Source organism: Streptococcus sciuri (assembly GCF_024814375.1).
GTDB lineage: Bacteria > Bacillota > Bacilli > Lactobacillales > Streptococcaceae > Streptococcus > Streptococcus sciuri.
In genome coordinates, this window is the sequence record NZ_JANUXX010000001.1 from 458,951 (window position 1) to 478,321 (window position 19,371).

The 19,371-nt window shown below is 38.3% G+C and carries 20 protein-coding genes and 1 other annotated feature; of the genes, 1 reads left to right on the forward strand and 19 read right to left on the reverse strand.

Going from position 1 to position 19,371, the window contains the following annotated elements; genetic code table 11:
* Positions 1–7: 7 nt before the first annotated feature.
* From NXS10_RS02230 to rplU, 18 genes are all read right to left on the reverse strand, one after another.
* Entirely contained in the window at positions 8–718 is a 711-nt protein-coding gene (locus tag NXS10_RS02230; protein ID WP_259137173.1) for an ABC transporter ATP-binding protein, read from the reverse strand.
* A 24-nt stretch (positions 719–742) separates the two neighbouring features.
* Entirely contained in the window at positions 743–1,954 is a 1,212-nt protein-coding gene (locus NXS10_RS02235) for an efflux RND transporter periplasmic adaptor subunit (protein WP_259137175.1), read from the reverse strand.
* Between the two features lie 148 nt (positions 1,955–2,102).
* Entirely contained in the window at positions 2,103–5,282 is a 3,180-nt protein-coding gene (gene carB / locus NXS10_RS02240; protein ID WP_259137177.1) for a carbamoyl-phosphate synthase large subunit, read from the reverse strand.
* A 62-nt stretch (positions 5,283–5,344) separates the two neighbouring features.
* A complete protein-coding gene (locus NXS10_RS02245; RefSeq protein WP_259137179.1) occupies positions 5,345–6,433 on the reverse strand; it encodes a carbamoyl phosphate synthase small subunit in 1,089 nt (362 codons plus the stop codon).
* A 34-nt stretch (positions 6,434–6,467) separates the two neighbouring features.
* Complete coding sequence (locus NXS10_RS02250; protein ID WP_259137180.1) at positions 6,468–7,394, reverse strand: aspartate carbamoyltransferase catalytic subunit; 927 nt, start codon at positions 7,392–7,394, stop codon at positions 6,468–6,470.
* 47 nt (positions 7,395–7,441) lie between these two features.
* Positions 7,442–7,963, reverse strand: coding sequence for a bifunctional pyr operon transcriptional regulator/uracil phosphoribosyltransferase PyrR (gene pyrR / locus NXS10_RS02255; RefSeq protein WP_259137182.1), 522 nt, complete (start codon positions 7,961–7,963; stop codon positions 7,442–7,444).
* A gap of 183 nt (positions 7,964–8,146) precedes the next feature.
* Positions 8,147–9,034 (reverse strand): RluA family pseudouridine synthase, encoded by an 888-nt coding sequence (locus NXS10_RS02260; protein ID WP_259137185.1) that lies wholly within the window; start codon positions 9,032–9,034, stop codon positions 8,147–8,149.
* Complete coding sequence (gene lspA / locus NXS10_RS02265) at positions 9,018–9,482, reverse strand: signal peptidase II (RefSeq protein ID WP_259137186.1); 465 nt, start codon at positions 9,480–9,482, stop codon at positions 9,018–9,020. The genes NXS10_RS02260 and lspA overlap by 17 nt, the downstream gene beginning before the upstream one ends.
* Before the next feature lie 12 nt (positions 9,483–9,494).
* Positions 9,495–10,412 (reverse strand): LysR family transcriptional regulator, encoded by a 918-nt coding sequence (locus tag NXS10_RS02270; protein ID WP_259137188.1) that lies wholly within the window; start codon positions 10,410–10,412, stop codon positions 9,495–9,497.
* A gap of 114 nt (positions 10,413–10,526) precedes the next feature.
* Entirely contained in the window at positions 10,527–11,300 is a 774-nt protein-coding gene (locus NXS10_RS02275; protein WP_259137190.1) for an ABC transporter permease, read from the reverse strand.
* Between the two features lies 1 nt (position 11,301).
* A complete protein-coding gene (locus NXS10_RS02280) occupies positions 11,302–12,084 on the reverse strand; it encodes a hypothetical protein (protein WP_259137192.1) in 783 nt (260 codons plus the stop codon).
* A gap of 1 nt (position 12,085) precedes the next feature.
* Positions 12,086–13,036, reverse strand: a complete 951-nt coding sequence (locus tag NXS10_RS02285; protein ID WP_259137194.1) for an ABC transporter ATP-binding protein — start codon at positions 13,034–13,036, stop codon at positions 12,086–12,088.
* Between the two features lie 100 nt (positions 13,037–13,136).
* Positions 13,137–14,180 carry a YcaO-like family protein gene (locus tag NXS10_RS02290; protein WP_259137196.1) on the reverse strand — a complete coding sequence of 348 codons (1,044 nt, stop codon included), beginning with the start codon at positions 14,178–14,180 and terminating at the stop codon, positions 13,137–13,139.
* A gap of 52 nt (positions 14,181–14,232) precedes the next feature.
* Positions 14,233–14,391, reverse strand: coding sequence for a hypothetical protein (locus NXS10_RS02295; RefSeq protein WP_259137198.1), 159 nt, complete (start codon positions 14,389–14,391; stop codon positions 14,233–14,235).
* A gap of 200 nt (positions 14,392–14,591) precedes the next feature.
* Positions 14,592–15,605: an ornithine carbamoyltransferase gene (gene argF, locus NXS10_RS02300; RefSeq protein WP_259137200.1), complete on the reverse strand. Its 1,014-nt coding sequence runs from the start codon at positions 15,603–15,605 to the stop codon at positions 14,592–14,594.
* Positions 15,606–15,846: 241 nt separating this feature from the next.
* A complete protein-coding gene (gene rpmA, locus NXS10_RS02305; RefSeq protein ID WP_259137202.1) occupies positions 15,847–16,140 on the reverse strand; it encodes a 50S ribosomal protein L27 in 294 nt (97 codons plus the stop codon).
* Positions 16,137–16,496, reverse strand: a complete 360-nt coding sequence (locus NXS10_RS02310; protein ID WP_259137204.1) for a ribosomal-processing cysteine protease Prp — start codon at positions 16,494–16,496, stop codon at positions 16,137–16,139. Before NXS10_RS02310 ends, rpmA begins: the two co-directional genes overlap by 4 nt.
* 5 nt (positions 16,497–16,501) lie before the next feature.
* Positions 16,502–16,816 carry a 50S ribosomal protein L21 gene (gene rplU / locus NXS10_RS02315; RefSeq protein ID WP_259137206.1) on the reverse strand — a complete coding sequence of 105 codons (315 nt, stop codon included), beginning with the start codon at positions 16,814–16,816 and terminating at the stop codon, positions 16,502–16,504.
* A 17-nt stretch (positions 16,817–16,833) separates the two neighbouring features.
* Positions 16,834–16,907 (reverse strand) — a sequence feature (ribosomal protein L21 leader region).
* A 207-nt stretch (positions 16,908–17,114) separates the two neighbouring features.
* Between rplU and NXS10_RS08690 the strand changes: the two genes are divergently transcribed.
* Positions 17,115–17,420, forward strand: a complete 306-nt coding sequence (locus NXS10_RS08690; RefSeq protein WP_444544870.1) for a transposase-like zinc-binding domain-containing protein — start codon at positions 17,115–17,117, stop codon at positions 17,418–17,420.
* 227 nt (positions 17,421–17,647) lie between these two features.
* Here NXS10_RS08690 and ilvD read toward each other — a convergent pair whose 3' ends face one another.
* Complete coding sequence (gene ilvD, locus NXS10_RS02320) at positions 17,648–19,366, reverse strand: dihydroxy-acid dehydratase (RefSeq protein WP_259137208.1); 1,719 nt, start codon at positions 19,364–19,366, stop codon at positions 17,648–17,650.
* Positions 19,367–19,371 lie beyond the last annotated feature (5 nt).

Here is a 19,371-nt window from a genome sequence, read left to right on the forward strand (position 1 = left end):
CTTCTCCTTACCCTATTCGGACGCTATCTGTCGTATCTAGTGTAATCTCACCATCACGAATGACAATCTTGCGTTTAGCATAATCTGCAATTTCTGGTTCATGGGTTACCATGATAATGGTTTTTCCCTCTTCGTTGAGAGCGGTTAGAAGCTCCATAATTTGCTCACCTGTCTTGGTATCTAGCGCTCCAGTAGGCTCATCAGCAAGGATAATTGAGGGGCTATTAACCAAAGCTCTTGCAATAGCGACTCGTTGCTTTTGCCCACCAGATAGTTCAGATGGTAAATGATTCATACGCTCTTTTAACTCTACCTTTGATAAATATTGTTCAGCAAGCAATTTTCTTTTTTTAGCAGACATTCCTGCATAGACTAAGGGCAACTCCACATTTTGTCTCGCATCCAACTTTGAAAGCAAGAAAAATTGTTGAAAAACAAATCCAATTTCCTCGTTGCGTACTCTTGCTTGTTCCTTTTCATTGAGTACTTCAACATTCTCATCATTGAGCCAATAATCACCAGATGTTGGATGATCTAGAAGTCCTATCATGTTCATCAAAGTTGACTTTCCTGATCCAGAAGGACCCATAATAGCTAGAAATTCGCCCTCTTTTACCGTCAAATCAATGCCTTTTAGAATTTGAAGTTCTTCTTCACCATTCTGATAACTTTTCACAATCTGACTGAGTTTGATTATCGTTTTAGGATTAGCTGTCATGGTATATCACCTCAATCTCTTATCTCATTCGGATACTACATCATCTAGTTTTTGTCCGTTTTTAAAATCTGAACTTGGGTTTGCAATAACCGTTTGTCCTGTTTGCAACCCTGTTAAAACTTCCTGCGATTTAGCGTCGGCTTGCCCCAAGCTGACCTCTGCTTTGGCAATTTTTTGCTTGTCCTTATCGTAAACCCAGACATAAGCTTTCTTATTCTTTTTGACAATAGCCGATATCGGTACTAAGGTATGCTTATCATTATTTTGCACTTCAAGAGATACCGTGTAACCTTGCTTCAACTCATCTAAAGGACTCGTAATATCTGCTTTGAACTCATAGTTCGACGCTGAAGCACCACTATTTGTCGCAGTTGTAGTAGCAGTTGTTGACGAATCATTTGGATAATTGGAAATATAAGAAATCTGTCCTTGCCATGTTTTATCAGTATAGACTTTTGATTTGATAGTAACAGCTTGTCCAACCTTGACTGTTGATAAATCATACTCACTAAGATTTCCTTGAACTTGCAACTCTCCTTCTGTCGCGATATGAACCAATGTTTTATTTTCCTTTGAAGAGGGATCAATATCATTGTTAACTTCTACAACTGTTCCTGACACACGACTCGTCACGACAGTATCATTCAAGGCAACTTGAGCTTTATTGACTTCTGCTTGTGCATCAGCATAGCTGTCATTCAAATCCTGCAACTGCTGATTGTAGTTAGCCTTATCCTGTGTTGCTTGTTGTTGACTTTGCTGAACAGTAGTTGCATTCTCCTCATCACTTGTCTCATTCGATGTCGTTTGCGTTGTTGCTGGAGCAACCCCATATGTCTTTAGATAATCAATCTGACGTCCAATCTTGTTAAGATTGCGCACAGCAGTATCGTAAGCGGCTTGAGCGGTTGTCTTATCATATTGAACAACTTGCTCTCCTGCATCAACCTGTTGTCCAACAGATACCAAAACTTGCGCACTCGCTCCTTTGCTACTATCAAAGTAGACATATTGCTCAGCGTTTGCTTTCACAATACCCGTCAATATAGTAGATGTCGAAACAGTCCCTTCCTTAACCTGATAAGTTTTATATGAATCAGCTGTAACTGCCTGTTTTTTACTAGCATTCCCCGTCACTATAGCACTATAAATACCTACTACAATAGCTACTGCTAATCCTCCAAAAATAAGCACTTTTTTCTTTTTAGACCATTTTTTCTTTTGACGTCTTGCCATACGACCTTTCTCCTTTATATAATACAATCTAACAATTGTATTATATCCTAAAGAAATCTTAAATGCAAGTCTTTTTATATTATATATAGATAATCATACAATATGATAATACTAAAAAAGCACACCTCTTTAAGAAGTGTACTTTTTCCTAAATAGCTTGTGTGAGGAAGCTTCTGCTCTCCAGCACACGCACCATAGCATCAGCGGTATCCAGTGCTGTAAAGAGAGGAACGCCATGTTCAATAGCTGAGCTACGAATCACTTGACCATCACCATCAAAGGTGCGTTTTGTACCAACGGTGTTGATGATAGCTTGTACCTTTCCTTGGCGGACAAGAGCAGGAATATCATTATCGTCATTTTCTCCTAACTTATGAACTAAAGTTGATGTTACACCGTTTGTATTAAAGAATTGTGCTGTTCCAGCAGTCGCTAAAATACTGTAACCAATATTTGCGAAACGTTTTGCTAATATAAGCGCTTCTTCTTTTGTATCATCAGCAATCGTAAAGATAACATTGCCAAATGGAGGTAAGTGGAAGTAAGTGGCTTCAAACGCTTTGTAAAGTGCTTTTTCAAGCGTCGTATCCGTTCCCATAACCTCACCAGTAGATTTCATCTCAGGTCCTAGAAGACTATCGACTTTAGCCAGTTTGGTGAATGAGAAAACGGGTGCTTTGACGTGGACTTGCTGGCTTTCTGGATAAAGACCATCCTTGTAACCTTGATCTTTAAGACTCTCACCAAGAATAATCTTGGTGGCTACCTGCGCCATCGGAATATCTGTGACTTTAGAAAGGAAAGGCACGGTACGACTAGCACGTGGATTCACCTCGATAACATAGACTGTTTCGTCTTTAATAACAAATTGGATATTCATCATACCGATACAGTTTAGTCCAAGAGCCAATCTTCTTGTATAATTCGTGATTATTTCTTTCACTTTTTCAGATAGACCTTGTGGAGGATAGACCGCCATTGAATCTCCAGAGTGAACACCTGCACGCTCTATATGCTCCATGATACCAGGGATAAGCACGTCCTTCCCATCTGAAATAGCATCCACTTCACATTCGCGACCAACAATGTACGAATCAACAAGGACTGGATGATCTGGGCTAGCTTTAACAGCTGTACGCATATAAGAACGCAAATCTGCTTCATTTTCTACAATTTCCATAGCACGTCCTCCAAGTACGTATGATGGACGAACAAGAACTGGAAAGCCTATCTTATTTGCAGCTGCCACTGCACCTTCCTCATCGGTTGCAGTTTGACCTGGTGGCTGAGGAATATTAAGTTCTTTAAGAGCTTGCTCAAACAAATCACGATCTTCTGCTCGATCAAGATCGGCTACTTGTGTTCCTAATATTTTGACACCTGCATTGGAGAGACTTTCAGCGAGATTAATAGCTGTTTGTCCGCCAAACTGCACCACGACACCTTTTGGTTTCTCAAGATCAATGACATTCATCACATCTTCAAATGTCAATGGTTCAAAATAAAGCTTATCTGAAACAGAAAAATCTGTGGAGACCGTTTCTGGATTTGAGTTCATAATAATTGCTTCATAGCCTGCTGCTTGTATAGCCTTAACAGAATGCACCGTTGCATAGTCAAATTCGACTCCTTGTCCGATACGAATAGGACCAGAACCAAGCACCAAGATTGATTCTTTATCAGATTTGATTGATTCATTTTCCCACTCATAAGTTGAGTAAAAATAAGGTGTTGATGATTCAAATTCGGCTGCACATGTATCAACCATCTTATAAACTGGAATGATGTTATTTTTAACACGAATGATACGCACATCATCGGCAGTCATGTTCCAAAGCTCTGCAATCTTACAATCAGAAAAGCCATTGCGTTTTGCTGTTTTAAGAACGTCAACGTCTCCAATATGAACCGCTAAGTCTTGCTCAATTTCAAAGATATGGAGTAATTTATCGAGGAAAAAGAGGTCAATCTTAGTCAAGTTAGCCAACTCATTAATCGTATAACCGCGACAAATAGCTTCAGAAAGATAGAAGAGGCGATCGTCTTGTGCTTTCACGATTTTATCAACAAGATTATCATCACTCACATCAGCAAGTTCTGGCATTTCATTGTGGTGGACACCAACTTCAAGTGAACGACAGGCTTTGAGGAGACTTTCCTCGATATTACGTCCAATCGCCATCACTTCACCAGTCGCTTTCATCTGTGTTCCTAAGCGACGTTCCCCATGCTCAAACTTATCAAATGGAAAACGCGGAATTTTAGCGACCACATAATCAAGAGCTGGTTCAAACATAGCATAAGTTGTTCCTGTAACAGGGTTAATCATCTCATCTAGTGTTAAGCCTACAGCAATTTTGGCAGCTAGTTTCGCAATTGGGTAACCGGTTGCTTTTGAAGCAAGAGCTGATGAACGTGATACACGTGGGTTCACTTCGATGACATAGTATTTAAAGCTATTTGGATCAAGTGCAAGTTGGACATTACATCCTCCTTCAATTTTTAGAGCACGAATGATTTTGAGACTAGCATCACGTAGCATCTGATTTTCAATATCTGAGAGGGTTTGCGTTGGAGCAAATACGATTGAATCACCAGTATGAATCCCAACGGGATCAAAGTTTTCCATATTACAAACAACAAGAGCATTGTCAGCAGCATCACGCATCACTTCGTATTCAATTTCTTTGAAACCAGCAATTGAACGCTCAATCAAACATTGGGTGACTGGTGAAAGTTTAAGTCCGTTTTCAGCAATTTCACGGAGTTCCTCTTCATTAGCACACATACCACCACCTGTTCCTCCAAGAGTAAAAGCAGGACGCACGATGACCGGATAGCCAATACTATTGGCAAAAACAATTGCTTGTTCAACCGTATGAACAATTTCAGATTCTGGAATAGGCTGTTTAAGATCTTCCATGAGTTGCTTGAAGAGATCACGATCCTCTGCTTGGTCAATAGCAGAAAGTTTAGTACCCAGCAATTCCACACCAAGCTCATCAAGAATCCCTGCTTTTGACAATTCCATTGCCATATTTAGCCCTGTCTGACCACCAAGGGTCGGTAAAAGAGCATCTGGGCGCTCTTTTCTAAGAATACGTGTCACAAACTCCATTGTGATAGGCTCGATATAGACCTTATCAGCAATCTCCTTATCTGTCATGATGGTTGCTGGGTTTGAGTTGACAAGAACAACGCTATAGCCTTCTTCTTTGAGTGCAAGACAAGCTTGTGTCCCTGCATAATCAAATTCAGCCGCCTGACCAATAATAATTGGACCAGAACCGATGACCATGATTTTCTTTATATCTGTACGTTTTGGCATAATGATGATACAAATCCTTTCCTTATTTATCACATCTCTACATGATAAGAGATCAATCTGCTTTAACGTTTAGCAAAATCTGCTTGATAGGCTTCAATCATTTCTAAAAATTCATCAAACAGATAGCTAGCATCATGCGGACCTGGCGCTGCATCGGGGTGAAATTGTACTGAAAAAGCAGGAAAGTCACGATGTCTCACACCTTCCACAGACTTGTCGTTTATTTCTTCGTGAGTGATGATGAGACAATCTGGAAGTGTATCGCGTTCAACCGCATAACCATGGTTTTGACTGGTAAAATCAATACGACCTGTTGCAATCTCACGCACAGCGTGGTTAAATCCACGATGACCAAAGGTCATTTTATAGGTTTTAGCACCATTAGCTAGACTAAAAAGCTGATGTCCCATACAGATACCAAAAATCGGAATTTTCCCCTGAATACCCCGAATCATCTCAAGCGCTTCAGAAAGATCTTTGGGATTACCAGGCCCATTTGAGAGCATAACACCATCAGGATTTAGCGTTAAAATCTCTTTGGCAGTTGTATTATAAGGCACAACCGTTACGTTGCAATCACGCTTTGAAAATTCACGCAAAATGGAATGCTTCAAGCCAAAATCCACAAGAACAATATTCTTACCAACACCCGGTGCTGGATAAGGTGTTTTAGTTGAGACTTGCTCGATATTATTAGTAGCAAGAACTGTTGCTTGCAATTGATCACAAAGATGATCCATACTATCATTGAGTCTGTCTGTCAAAGTCGCTTTCATTGTCCCATGCTGACGGATAATCTTAGTCAAAGCACGTGTGTCAATTCCAGAAATTCCTGGGATATTTTTAGCTTTCAAAAATGTATCTAGTGACATTTGGTTTCGCCAATTACTAGCAAGTCGAGTATTTTCACTGACAACAACTCCCTTACACGTCGGCTGGATGGACTCATAATCATCTCTATTAATCCCATAATTACCAATCAAAGGATATGTGAAAGTTAGAATTTGTCCGTTATATGATTGGTCAGTGATGGATTCTTGGTAACCCGTCATTCCAGTATTAAAGACAATCTCACCAGTGACATCAATATCTGCACCAAAAGCATCTCCTTCAAAGATTGTTCCATCTTCTAATATTAAAAGTCGTCTCATATCTCCACCCTTTCTTATCATGTACTTGATTTTATTAGGACTTTCCACGTAAAATAGCTTCCAAAATAGCCATGCGCACAAAGACACCATTTTGCATTTGTGTTACAATGCGTGCTTTGGGAGATTCAACTAAGTTATCTGCGATTTCAACACCACGATTAACAGGCGCTGGATGCATGATGATAGCATGATCTCTTAGACGCTCATAACGCTCCATTGTAAGACCAAACTGTTTGTGATAAGCCTCTTTTGAAAAGCTCTCTTTACCATCATGACGCTCATGCTGAACACGCAATAACATCAAAACGTCCAATTCCTCAATGACATCATCAAGATCAACGTAAGTTCCATAAACATCAAACTCACTTGAGTACCACTCTTTAGGACCTGCAAAGTAAAGTTTAGCACCTAGACGTTTTAAAATCTGCATATTAGATTTTGCAACACGCGAATGTGTCAAATCACCTGCGATAGCAATTTTCAACTGATCAAAGCATCCAAATTCTTGGTAAATGGTCATTAAATCTAACAGGCACTGACTCGGATGTTGCCCAGAACCATCACCTCCATTGACAATAGCAGTTTGAATCGTTCTGCTATCAATCAGCTGTTTGTAATAATCCACTTCTTGGTGACGAACGACACAGATATCCACACCAAGTGCGCTCATCGTTAAAATAGTATCATAAAGAGTCTCACCCTTATTGACTGAACTTGTCTTTGCATCAAACTCAATGACATCCAGTCCTAACTTACGCTCAGCTACTTCAAACGACTTATGCGTCCGTGTTGACGACTCAAAGAAAAGATTAGCTGCAAAATATTGTCTATCCAAGGAAAACTCAGCACACCCTTTTTTAAAAGCAATACCACGCTCAATCAAACCTAGAACCTCATCGTTTGTCAAAGTGTCCATCGCCACTAAATGCTTTAGCGATACTTGTCCATCTGTAACAACCATTAGTTTACCCTCGATTCCTTAATCTTTTACTCTATTGTCGCTACTCTTTATCTAGGATCAATAATACTGATACTATCTTTACCATCATGTTCTATAACTTGCACTTCAATTTCTTCAAAACTGCTGGTTGGGATATTTTTACCAACATAATCTGCGCGAATAGGTAATTCACGATGACCTCTATCCACCAAAACCGCTAAGCTAATACAAGCTGGGCGACCAAGACTGACGATATTATCAATAGCAGCACGGATAGTACGACCTGTATAAAGTACATCATCGACCAAAATCACATCACGTTCCGTAATATCAACAGGCATCATCGTTGTGTCCTCTTCAACTTTCACATCATCACGAAACGGTTTAGTATCAATTTCACCAACTGGAATATCAATATTTTCAATCTGTTTTAGACGCTCTTGAATACGTTTTGCGATATAAACACCACGTGTCTTGATACCAGCAAGAACAATCTTATCTAGCGATTTGTTACGCTCAATAATCTCATAAGCAATACGAGTAATAGCACGTTTCATGGTAATATCATCGACAATTTCTTTGAATTTCATCAGTCACCTCTCTAGAAATATAGAAAAAATCTCCTTAACGTTAAGGAGATTCCACAAATAACTGCGTGCAAAAAGCACCCTGTCCTTTTATCGTCGTCTCCTTACTTGCCTCACGGGACAAGATTAAAGGATATTGTTGTCACTATTATACCAAAACAAAACCATTTTGCAAGTATTACATGCTTAGTTACGCAATTTCTCTAACGTTTCTTGGAAAATAGCTGGCGCATCCACACTAAAGGTCATGAGCTCACCTGTTGTCGGATGGGTAAAACCAAGCGTTTTGGCATGAAGAAACTGTCCGTGACCAGAAAGGGTCTTTCGTACCCCATAGACAGGATCCCCAGCAATGGGATGTCCGATATAAGCCATGTGCACCCTGATTTGGTGCGTCCGTCCTGTCTCGAGCGTCAGCTTTAAAAACGTATAATTTCCAAAACGCTCCAAAACTTGAAAACGTGTCAGAGCAGGTTTTCCTTTTGCTGTGACCGCTTGTTTTTTACGGTCTTTGTCGCTACGACCTATCGGAGCTTCAATCACACCGCAATTATTTTGTAAATTGCCATGTACAATAGCCACGTATTGACGAAGAGATTTTTTCTTTTTGAGTTCTTTTGCAAGAGATTGATGCGCTTTGTCATTTTTTGCCACCATCAAAAGCCCTGAAGTATCCTTATCAATACGATGTACTATTCCTGGACGAACAACACCATTGATAGTAGATAAATCCTTGATGTGGTAAAGTAGAGCATTAACTAAGGTACCACTCGTATGCCCTACCGAAGGATGAACTACCATTCCTTGAGGTTTATTGACAACCGCTACATCCTTATCTTCGTAGATAATATCGATAGGGATATTTTCAGGTTGATAATCCAGAACTTCTTCTTTTGGTAACTCGTAGCTGATGACATCACCTATCTTAACAGCATATTTTGCTTTTTGTGTTTGATTGTTGACCAAAATCATGCCAGTTTTTATCGCTTCATTGGCTTGGCTACGCGATAACTCAGTCAAATCAGCAACTGCCTTATCAAGGCGCATCCCCGCCTCTTTAACGATGACTTTCATCTTCTTCCCTCCATAGTGCAATCATGAGAATAACAACACCGATACTGAGGTAAGCGTCAGCGACATTAAATATAGCAAAGTCCATAAAATCCAAATGAACCATATCCACTACATACCCAAGACGCAAACGATCACAAAAATTCCCCAGACCACCAGCGATAACTAAAATCAAGCCTATCAATAGCCAGCAACTGCCATTAATATGCCTTATCAGATAATAAATAGCAAGACTAACAACAATAACTGTGATAAACATAAAAAACCATTGCTGGTTTTGCAACATTGAAAAGGCTGCTCCTCGATTTTGTAAGTAAGTCAAACTAAAGACACCCTTTAAAAAAGGGCTGAGACTACCTAAGGAAATGTTATTAACAATCCAAAGTTTACTCAACTGATCCAATACAATCAAGACGACAACACTAACCATAACTCCTATCTTTTTAGCCATACTTTTTTATTCCTACTTTTGTTGACGTGGCATAAATTTTTTAAAATATGCTTTCATGGTAGCGACAAACTTTTCAGCACAGACAGTCAGATTTTTATCCCGACGCTTGATATAAACCATGTAATTATCCAAATGATTTTCAAGCGGAACAACGGTAATACCATTAACACTTCTGCTATCTAAAAAGCCCGAACCTGTCGCATAAGCGTCTGTTCGCTCCAAAATACCATTAAGTGTCGCTCTGTCAGTGACGTTAAATAATGCTGAACTATCACTTGTATCTACAAAATTTTCAGAATAATACAGATATTCATCTTTTTCTTGCGTAAAACGAACCGTTGGCAGCCCTACTAAATCTTGTAGTACCAGCGATTTCTTCTGTGCCAGAGGATGATTTTTTCCTATATAAATATGTGTCTGAAAAGAACTCAATTCGACAAATTCCAAACCTAGCTTTTCAAAACGTTGCAAAAGCCCCTTACGGTTTTGATTGTTCATGTAAATGATGCCAATTTCACTATCACCTTGTGCAACCTCATCCAAAATCTGAATGGTTGTTGACTCAAAAATTCGGAAATTTTTATAATCAGGATATTCGGTTGCAAAGCTCGTAATCAAGGGTGGTAAAAAGTCATAGTGCTGACTAGCAATCGAAAACTCGTTTTGGTCAGCATCTGACTGCGAAAAAGCTTTTTCAAAAGAGTCAAAACTTTTAACAACCTCAAGTGCCTTTTCATAAAAAGACATGCCTTGGCTGGTCAGCACAGCACCTGTCGTTGTTCTAGTGAAAATCTGAAAGCCCATCTCACTCTCCAAATCACGAATGGCAACAGATAAACTCGGTTGACTGACATAAAGTTTGCTAGCAGCCTCACGGAAAGTGCCACTATTTGCGATAGCTACGACGTAACGTAATTGTTGTATATTCATTTTTCTCACTTTTCTTTGACGATGTCTCTTCTATTATACACTAAAATAAGCTAAGGTGCGACAGGGAAATAAGAATTCACAAGAAAAAAGACTATCGCTCATAGCAACGTCTTTTTAATTAGCCGAATGATATCGAACGACACCTTTCTTCCATACCCAACGAGCCACAAAGGTTCCTAGAACATCCATGATTATCAAAAAAACGAGATACACTATATCTAATTTCCCTTTGACAATAAGTACAGGGAGGTTTGTGCTAATCAAAATTGGAACACCCCAAGTCAGAATAAAACGAACAGATGATGGATAAATCGTCAGCGGTCTTGATGAGAACTCCATCAGGTACTCTGGTAAACCAAGGATACTATTTGCATTATCTTTCCAAAAAACAATAGACACCGCTAGTTGGTTCAATAAAAACAGTAAATAAGTAGCCAGCAATATACTAATAACGAAGAAAACGAGCTGGAGCCATTCTAGCTTATAACTTGATAAAAAGTAAATCTGCGCCACCACACTGATAATAAGGTCACAAAAACTTGGAATATCAAGTCGATACAGCACAAAATACCAAAACGAATCCACAGGTTTAAGGAGAGTAGCGTCTAGCTCCCCCTCTAGAATAGTCTCTGCTAAATGTTCATGAGAAACAACAAACAAAGTCTGATAAAGAAAAGTTATAGTTGAAGAGGTCGCTACCAAAAGCAGATAATCTTGTTTGGTAAATCCTAAAAGGGTATCTGTATATTCAAAGAAAACAAAACCAGCTATAATCTCTAAAGTAAAGAATAAAGAACCGAGCACAAAGGTTATGACAGCTGTTTGACGATTGATGAGCACTTCTTGAATACTGTGACTCACCAGCTTTTTCCATAAAGCAAAAGACATCTTAAGCCCCCATTCCTTCGTAACGCTTTAAACCACACTTAAAACTCCAGAGATAACCGATATAAAATAGAAATGACCACAAGAAAGCTAGAATACTATTTTGCCAAATTTCTGCTAATAACAAACGGTGTTGCAAAGCAAGCGTATACTGAAAACCTACTAGTGAGAAAGGATTGTTAACAACTATCTGGTACAACGGATTTGGCAATAAATTTAGCGGAAAGAGCAAGCCACCTAATAAACTATAGGCTGCATTTAATATTGGTCGAAGTGGCCACGTCTGTATCATCCAAAATCCTAAATTAGCGATGAAATTAATCAATAAGGAAAACATCATCAGGTTACTCATCAAAAGCACTAAGAGCGCTAGCGTGTAATACCACTCATATCCTATAACTAAAGTAGTACTTACAATCGCTACAAGATACAGGAGCAACTGCAAAAATTGGTCTCCCAAAAAGGATACTATCTCTTGTCCCAAAAAAGAATACGGTCGCAATAAGTGCATAGTCAACTTACCTGTATGCACCAAATCCCCCAAGTACGAAACCCTTGTCATCGAAAAAAGAACAGTACTGAAGTTCACAATAATCAAATACACAAACATCTGAGAGCGAGTAAAGTGACCAACAACTCCTTGAGAACTACTGCTAAAAATCGCTGACCAAGTTAGTAATGCAACTAGCACTCCAAGTAACTGATTAAACAGCCCCACGATAACATTAAACTTATAGGTCAGCTGTATTTGAAGGTGATTAACCAAAATGACCACATACTTTTTCATCTCATCTCCTATCCGTTTCAAATAATGCTGCAATAATATCCTCAAAAGGACTGTCATACTTGGTTACCGTTTCAATATCTTTTATATCCAAGGTAAGCGCTAGTGATTGATAGGATGTTTCTGATATTTTTATACTCCTATCGCTTATCTTATAAAGAGAGAGTTTATCTGGAATAGCTGATTGAAAGGTAATGACGATTTCCTTGGGCGCTCCGTATTTTTTCTTTAAATCTACAATAGATAAATCATCCAAAAGTCTCCCTTTTGATAAAACCATGACACGTTGACAAGTCTCTTCTATATCTTGCATATAGTGGGAAGTCAGCAAAATCGTGACCTTCTCTTTACGGTTAATTTCCTTTAAAAAATGTCTAATAGTGCGCTGACTATTGATGTCTAATCCAATCGTTGGCTCATCTAAAAACAACATCTTAGGAGAGTGAATAAGCGCACAGATTAACTCAAACTTCATACGCTCACCCAAGGATAAACTACGGACAGGTGTTTGCAGTTTATGACTAACACTCAATAATTGGCAAAGCTCCCCCAAGCGCTCATCATAATCCTTTTGTGGCACCTCATAGATGACTTTTAGCATCTCGAGCGTCTCTTTTGCTGGTAAATCCCAAATCAGTTGACTTTTTTGCCCTAAGACAACACCGATTGATTTTAAATAATCTTTTTGTCTTAAAGACGGTGTATATCCTTGATTTGATAGAGTCCCACTAGTCGGCGTTAAGATGCCTGTCAATAACTTTATTAAGGTTGTTTTACCAGCTCCGTTAGCCCCTAAAAGTCCTATGCATTCGCCTTCTTCAATCTCAAAATGAATAGCTTCAAGTGCAGCTATCGTTTTATAGCGTCTTGACCAAAAATCCTTTAGAGAACCCCAAAAACCAACTGATTTTTCAAACGTTTTATAGACATAGGTTAGTTCTTCTACTTGAATCATTTTTTCTCTCTTCTAATCAAATAATCATTATCTTTCTCTTGGGATAACTCCTATACCATGATTAACTAACTGAAAATTATCTGCCTCCAATACGATGACCTTAGTACATACAATATGCTGATAATCTCTGACTAATTAAAATATTCTTTATATTTTCTAGAAGTTCAGTGCATGATCTAAATTGATTTTTCATTGTTTTAAACGAAACAAGCTCATAATCATCATTAGGGTAGTGGCATTTTAAAATAGCTAAATACGGTGGAATAGCCTTAAAATTCTTAACAGATAATAAATCCTTCTCATATTCTTCATTACTATACATAGCATAGGATTGATATAACTCTGATAGTGCTCTATTAAGTGCAATTTCAGGATCTTGTGATGTACCACTACCTTTGAATGGAACAACATTTCCTTTTATCCATGCATAATATGTATAAAAACCTTCATAACAGGTAATGTCTAATATTGTTAAATCCTCACCAGTCGTTTTCTCTATATCAATTATCTTTTTTCTCAAATAGCAAGGAAGTGTATCAATATCTAATTGACGAAACGTGCTGAAATTGTTCATCAAAAATACTTCTTGTAAATGTCGTGAGAGTGTTTCTCTCTCCATAATTTCATTCAATGCATGAATTAGAGATTCTTTTTCACTTAATCCAACTGCTATACCATTATTAGAAACATACTTTAAAACAAAATTGGGAATATCAATTTTATCCTTACTATCCATTATAAAGCATTTAGGATACCATATAGTATCATCTAAAACAAGATTTTTCAGTTTTAAGCAAGGAATATCTACATCCATAAGTAAATTTAAAGGAACTATACCTAATAATGATTTCTTTTGTTTTATAATATCTGGAACAGATAACATTTTAATATGTGTATCTCTTCCATTTAGATAATAATGTTCTATCGCTTCAAATAAACCACTAGCTATAGCTTGACTATAATGTCCCTTTCCAGAAGAAAGGGGAAGTAACTTACCATTTTCATTAACAGTCACCGCTACAGAAGTAAATTCATTACTGTGAGTATTGAAGCTTTTAAGTTGGTAAGCTATGCCTAAACGCTCTAAAATATCCTTAGCTAAACCTATGGAGTACTGTACATCATTATCTCTTTCATAAAACATCTGACTCTCCTCTTTAATCTAAAAACTAAGCCTCTAAAAGAGACCTAGTTTTTTATCGAACAATCTGCACATCTGTGTACTTAGAATTCGACAGCGAGTTGCGAACTAACGTTTGATTAGCATCTAAAATTTTAGATAGAACAGATAACTCTTTATCACTCCATACCATCAAAGTTCCCTTATCTGTCATCTCTGATCTAGCTCTTCCCATATAAATACCCCCTTAAATACTAATCATTACCTAGTCGATTTATATAACCAAACCGTCCTAAGGAAGGATTTGTATTGTTTAATTATGCATACAACATATCATTAATTAGTAAAAAAGTCAATAGAGTATTCACAATAAACTTAATTTATCGTCTTCTTTCATATTAAAACGACCAGAACGACTGTAATATTTACTTTTGTCTAAACTTTTGGAATATAGAGGTTTCCTAAGGTAGCTGCCATAACAGCCTTGATAGTGTGCATACGGTTTTCAGCCTGATCAAAGTGACGAGCGTATTTACTTCGGAAGACTTCGTCTGTTACTTCCATTTCTTCTATGTCGAATTTTTCAGCAACATCTTTACCGTAAACAGTCTTAGTATCGTGGAAGGCTGGCAAGCAGTGCAAGAAGATAAGATTTTCATTTTCTGCTTTCTTCACAAGCTCCATGTTCACTTGGTAAGGTTTCAAGAGAGCAACACGTTCTGCAAATTTGTCTTCTTCACCCATTGATACCCAAACGTCTGTGTAGAGAACGTCAGCACCTTTGACCGCTTCATCAACATTGTCAGTGATGAGGATACGAGCTCCGCTTTCTTTTGCAAATGTTTCTGCAAAATCAACAACTTCTTTTTCTGGAAAGAGTTCTTTTGGTGAAAAGATACGAACATTCACACCAAGGATAGCACCAGTTACAAGAAGGCTGTTCGCTACATTGTTACGACCATCACCACAGTACACCAATGTAAGGGCTTCTAATTTTCCAAAATTTTCTTGAATCGTTAGAAAATCAGCAAGCATTTGAGTTGGATGCCATACGTCTGTCAAACCGTTCCAAACTGGAACACCAGAGAATTTGGCCAATTCTTCAACCGTGTCTTGACTGAAGCCACGGAATTCGATACCGTCAAACATACGTCCCAATACTTTAGCTGTATCTTCTATTGATTCTTTTTTACCAAGTTGGATGTCATTTGACCCTAGATATTCTGGATGAGCACCAAGGTCGATAGCCGCAGTTGTGAAAGCTGCGCGTGTACGAGTTGAAGTTTTTTCAAATAGAAGGGCAATATTTTTACCTTCAAGGTAGCGGTGAGAAACATTGCGTTTCTTCAAGTCCTTCAAGTGAGCTGATAAACCGATGAGATATTCTAATTCTGATCGTGTAAAGTCCTTCTCTGCCAAAAAACTTCTTCCTTGAAATACTGATGTCATGGATCTATCCTCTTTCTTAGTTTATTTAATTTTTTATAGAATAAATCAATAGCTTATACATTATTAAATTTGTTATTTTTAATGATTGTATCGTATAGCCTCTTCTTTTGTCAAGTCCATCTGTAAGATAATACTCATTTTCTCTTAAATCTCTTAATAATTGCTCTACCTTAACTTATTTATATACACATCATCTTTCAATACAATTCAAAAAGACCTCGTTTTAGAAGCCTTTTTGATACTATTTTGCGATTGGATAAACTGAAACTTGCTTTTTATCGCGTCCTTTACGTTCAAAGCGTACAACACCTTCAACTTTAGCAAAAAGTGTATCGTCTCCACCACGACCAACATTAACACCTGGGTAGATGTGTGTCCCACGTTGACGGTAAAGAATAGAACCACCTGTTACAGTTTGACCGTCTGCTGCTTTAGCACCAAGACGCTTGCTTTCAGAGTCACGTCCGTTAGATGTTGAACCTCCACCTTTTTTGTGGGCGAAGTATTGTAAGTTTAAAAGATTAAGTTTAATCATGAGTTTTTTCCTTTCGTTGAACATTGTTGAATAATAGGTGTCGCCACATAGTCACCTTCATTTTCAGAGAGATTTTCAAGTCCAATCACCACTGATTCAAAAAGCGTCTGCCACACCGTATCATCTGCCTTTGTCAGGTTATGTGGCTTTTGAATAACCAAATAACCACCATCGTCTACCATTTCCACCTGTGGCATCTTCTGCGTCATTACTTCGATAGAATTAGCAAAGTTAAGAACTAACATAGATACCGAGGCACATACTATATCAAAGCCATACTCACCACTACCAGCATGACCTGTGATAGTCATCTCAGACCATCCTGCAACATCCTTTGTAAATATTGCTTGAATCATTGCTATTAAGCGTTGATAGCCTTAATAACAACTTTAGTATAAGGTTGACGATGCCCTTGTTTACGGTGACTACCTTTTTTAGGTTTGTACTTGTAAGTAACAACTTTCTTTTGTTTGCCTTGTTTTTCAACAGTTCCAACTACAGTAGCTCCTGAAACAAGTGGAGTTCCGACAACAGTTTTTTCACCACCAACAAGAACAACTTCGTTAAATGTTACTTCTTGACCTGCTTCAACGTTCAATTTTTCAACGTAGATTGCTTGACCTGCTTCAACTTTAACTTGTTTTCCGCCAGTTTTAATGATTGCGTATGTGCTCATGATGCACCTCCTATAAAATATTAGTGAAGACTCGCCTAGCACTGTGAGCATCAACTACTTAAAAACAGTGTTCGTGCGGTTGCACAGGATGTGCATTAGTCAACTTCTCAAGTATACTACACTTTCTACCTTCTGACAAGTAAAAATGATTAAAAATATTATCCAATAATAATGTGATGTCTATAACTTTCTATTTATCAACTTATTCTATATCTAACTTCCTTTATTCTATGCGGTTTATCGTTAAGATTTACGTGTGTTTTGTATAATAGTGCACTCAATTTAAAAATGTATTTGAATGCTATTCGGCAGTGATTTTACTGATAACTTAAATAAACTAACCATATCTCATTTTGAAAACCGTCTGGAACAATTAAAGATTAACTCCTCTTGCCCTGAGTGTTTTTCTAGTAACGTGGTTAAAAATGGAAAAAAGCAGAATATACAACAATTCAAATACAAAATCTGCAACAGACGGCTTACACGCTTTATGAATACAATTTTAGAAAAAGCACGCTGGCATTGGAGTATTTGGATTAAAGTCCTAGAAATGACTATCAGCAGTCATTCCATCAAAGATGCGACAAATGTTTCTATAAACTGATCCTTTCACTTATATCCAAAACTAACGAGTCTATAATGGTTACTACTCAGCTTTTCAAAGTGAGATAGAAAGCATCCTTAATAAGATTTTGAAGGAGCTATATCCCCATTTACACTAGATGCAATATATATAGTTCCCATAATTTTTATGGAAAAACACATTATTTTTTAAAAATTGAAGAATAATACTTCAAATATAAAATACCTATCGCAAGGATAGGTATTTATCTATTCGTTATCTTCTTTATGCCAAAAGTCTGTAATAGCACCTTTTGCAGAGCTTGAGACGATGTGGGCATATTTTCCAAGAACACCACGTGAATAAAGTGGTTGCAATTCGGTTTCTGATTGACGCTTAGCTAGCTCTTTTTCAGAAACTTTCATAGTGATTTCTTTGGTATCTTGGTCAACAACAACAATATCACCATCACGAAGATAAGCAATCGGACCACCATCTTGAGCTTCTGGCGCAATATGACCAACAACTAAACCATAAGTCCCACCAGAAAAACGACCATCAGTCAAGAGACAGACAGACTCGCCCTGACCTTTACCAACAAGGATAGAAGAAAGTGAGAGCATTTCTGGCATACCTGGACCGCCTTTTGGTCCAACATAACGTACTACAACAACATCACCATCCACAATCTCATCTGCTAATACTGCATTAACGGCATCCTCTTCACTATTAAAGACTTTAGCCGGACCTTCGTGTCGCCGAACCTTGACCCCTGAAACTTTAGCAACAGCACCATCAGGTGCAAGATTTCCACGAAGAATGATAAGTGGTCCATCCACACGTTTTGGCTTATCAAGTGGCATGATGACTTTTTGACCTTCCTTGAGATCTGGAGCTTCAGCCAGATTTTCTGCTAATGTCTTACCAGTACAAGTTAGGCAATCGCCATGTAAATAGCCATTTTGATAGAGGTATTTCATGACAGCTTGCACACCACCAACATTATACAAATCTTGGAAAACGTATTGACCACTCGGTTTGAGATCTGCTAAGTGCGGAACACGAGCTTGGAAATCATTGAAATCATCTAAAGTCAACTCTACATTGGCAGCATGAGCAATAGCCAAAAGGTGCAAAATAGCGTTTGTAGATCCACCAAGCGCCATTACGACAGTAATGGCATTTTCAAAAGCTTTGCGTGTCATGATGTCTTTAGGAGTGATACCCATTTCCAGTAATTTGACAATAGCACGACCTGCTTCTTCAACATCTTTCTGTTTTTCAGCAGAAGCTGCCGGATGAGAGGAGGAACCTGGTAGACTCATTCCCATAGCTTCGATAGCAGATGCCATAGTATTTGCTGTATACATACCGCCACAACCACCAGGACCAGGACAGGCATTGCACTCAATACGGCGTACTTCCTCAGCGCTCAAGTCTCCATGATTCCATTGACCAACACCCTCAAAAACAGAAACAAGGTCGATATCCTTACCATCAAGATTTCCTGGTGCAATCGTACCACCATAAACAAAGATAGCAGGAATACCTGTATTAGCAATAGCAATCATAGAACCTGGCATGTTCTTATCACAACCACCTATGGCTACTAAAGCGTCACAATTATGCCCACTAATCGCTGTTTCAATAGAATCTGCGATAATATCACGTGAAGGTAGTGAAAAACGCATACCTGGCGTTCCCATAGCAATACCATCTGCAACCGTTATAGTCCCAAACTGGACAGGCCAAGCACCCTCAGATTTCACACCTTCCTTGGCTAACTTTCCAAAGTCATGCAAGTGGATATTACACGGCGTATTTTCAGCCCACGTCGAAATAACCCCTACAATTGGCTTTTCAAAATTGTCATCACGCATACCTGTTGCACGTAACATAGCGCGATTTGGTGATCGAACCATTCCATCATAGACATGGCTTCTGATACGAAAATCTTTTGTTTCTTCTGTCATTTTTTCCCCTTTCATATGTC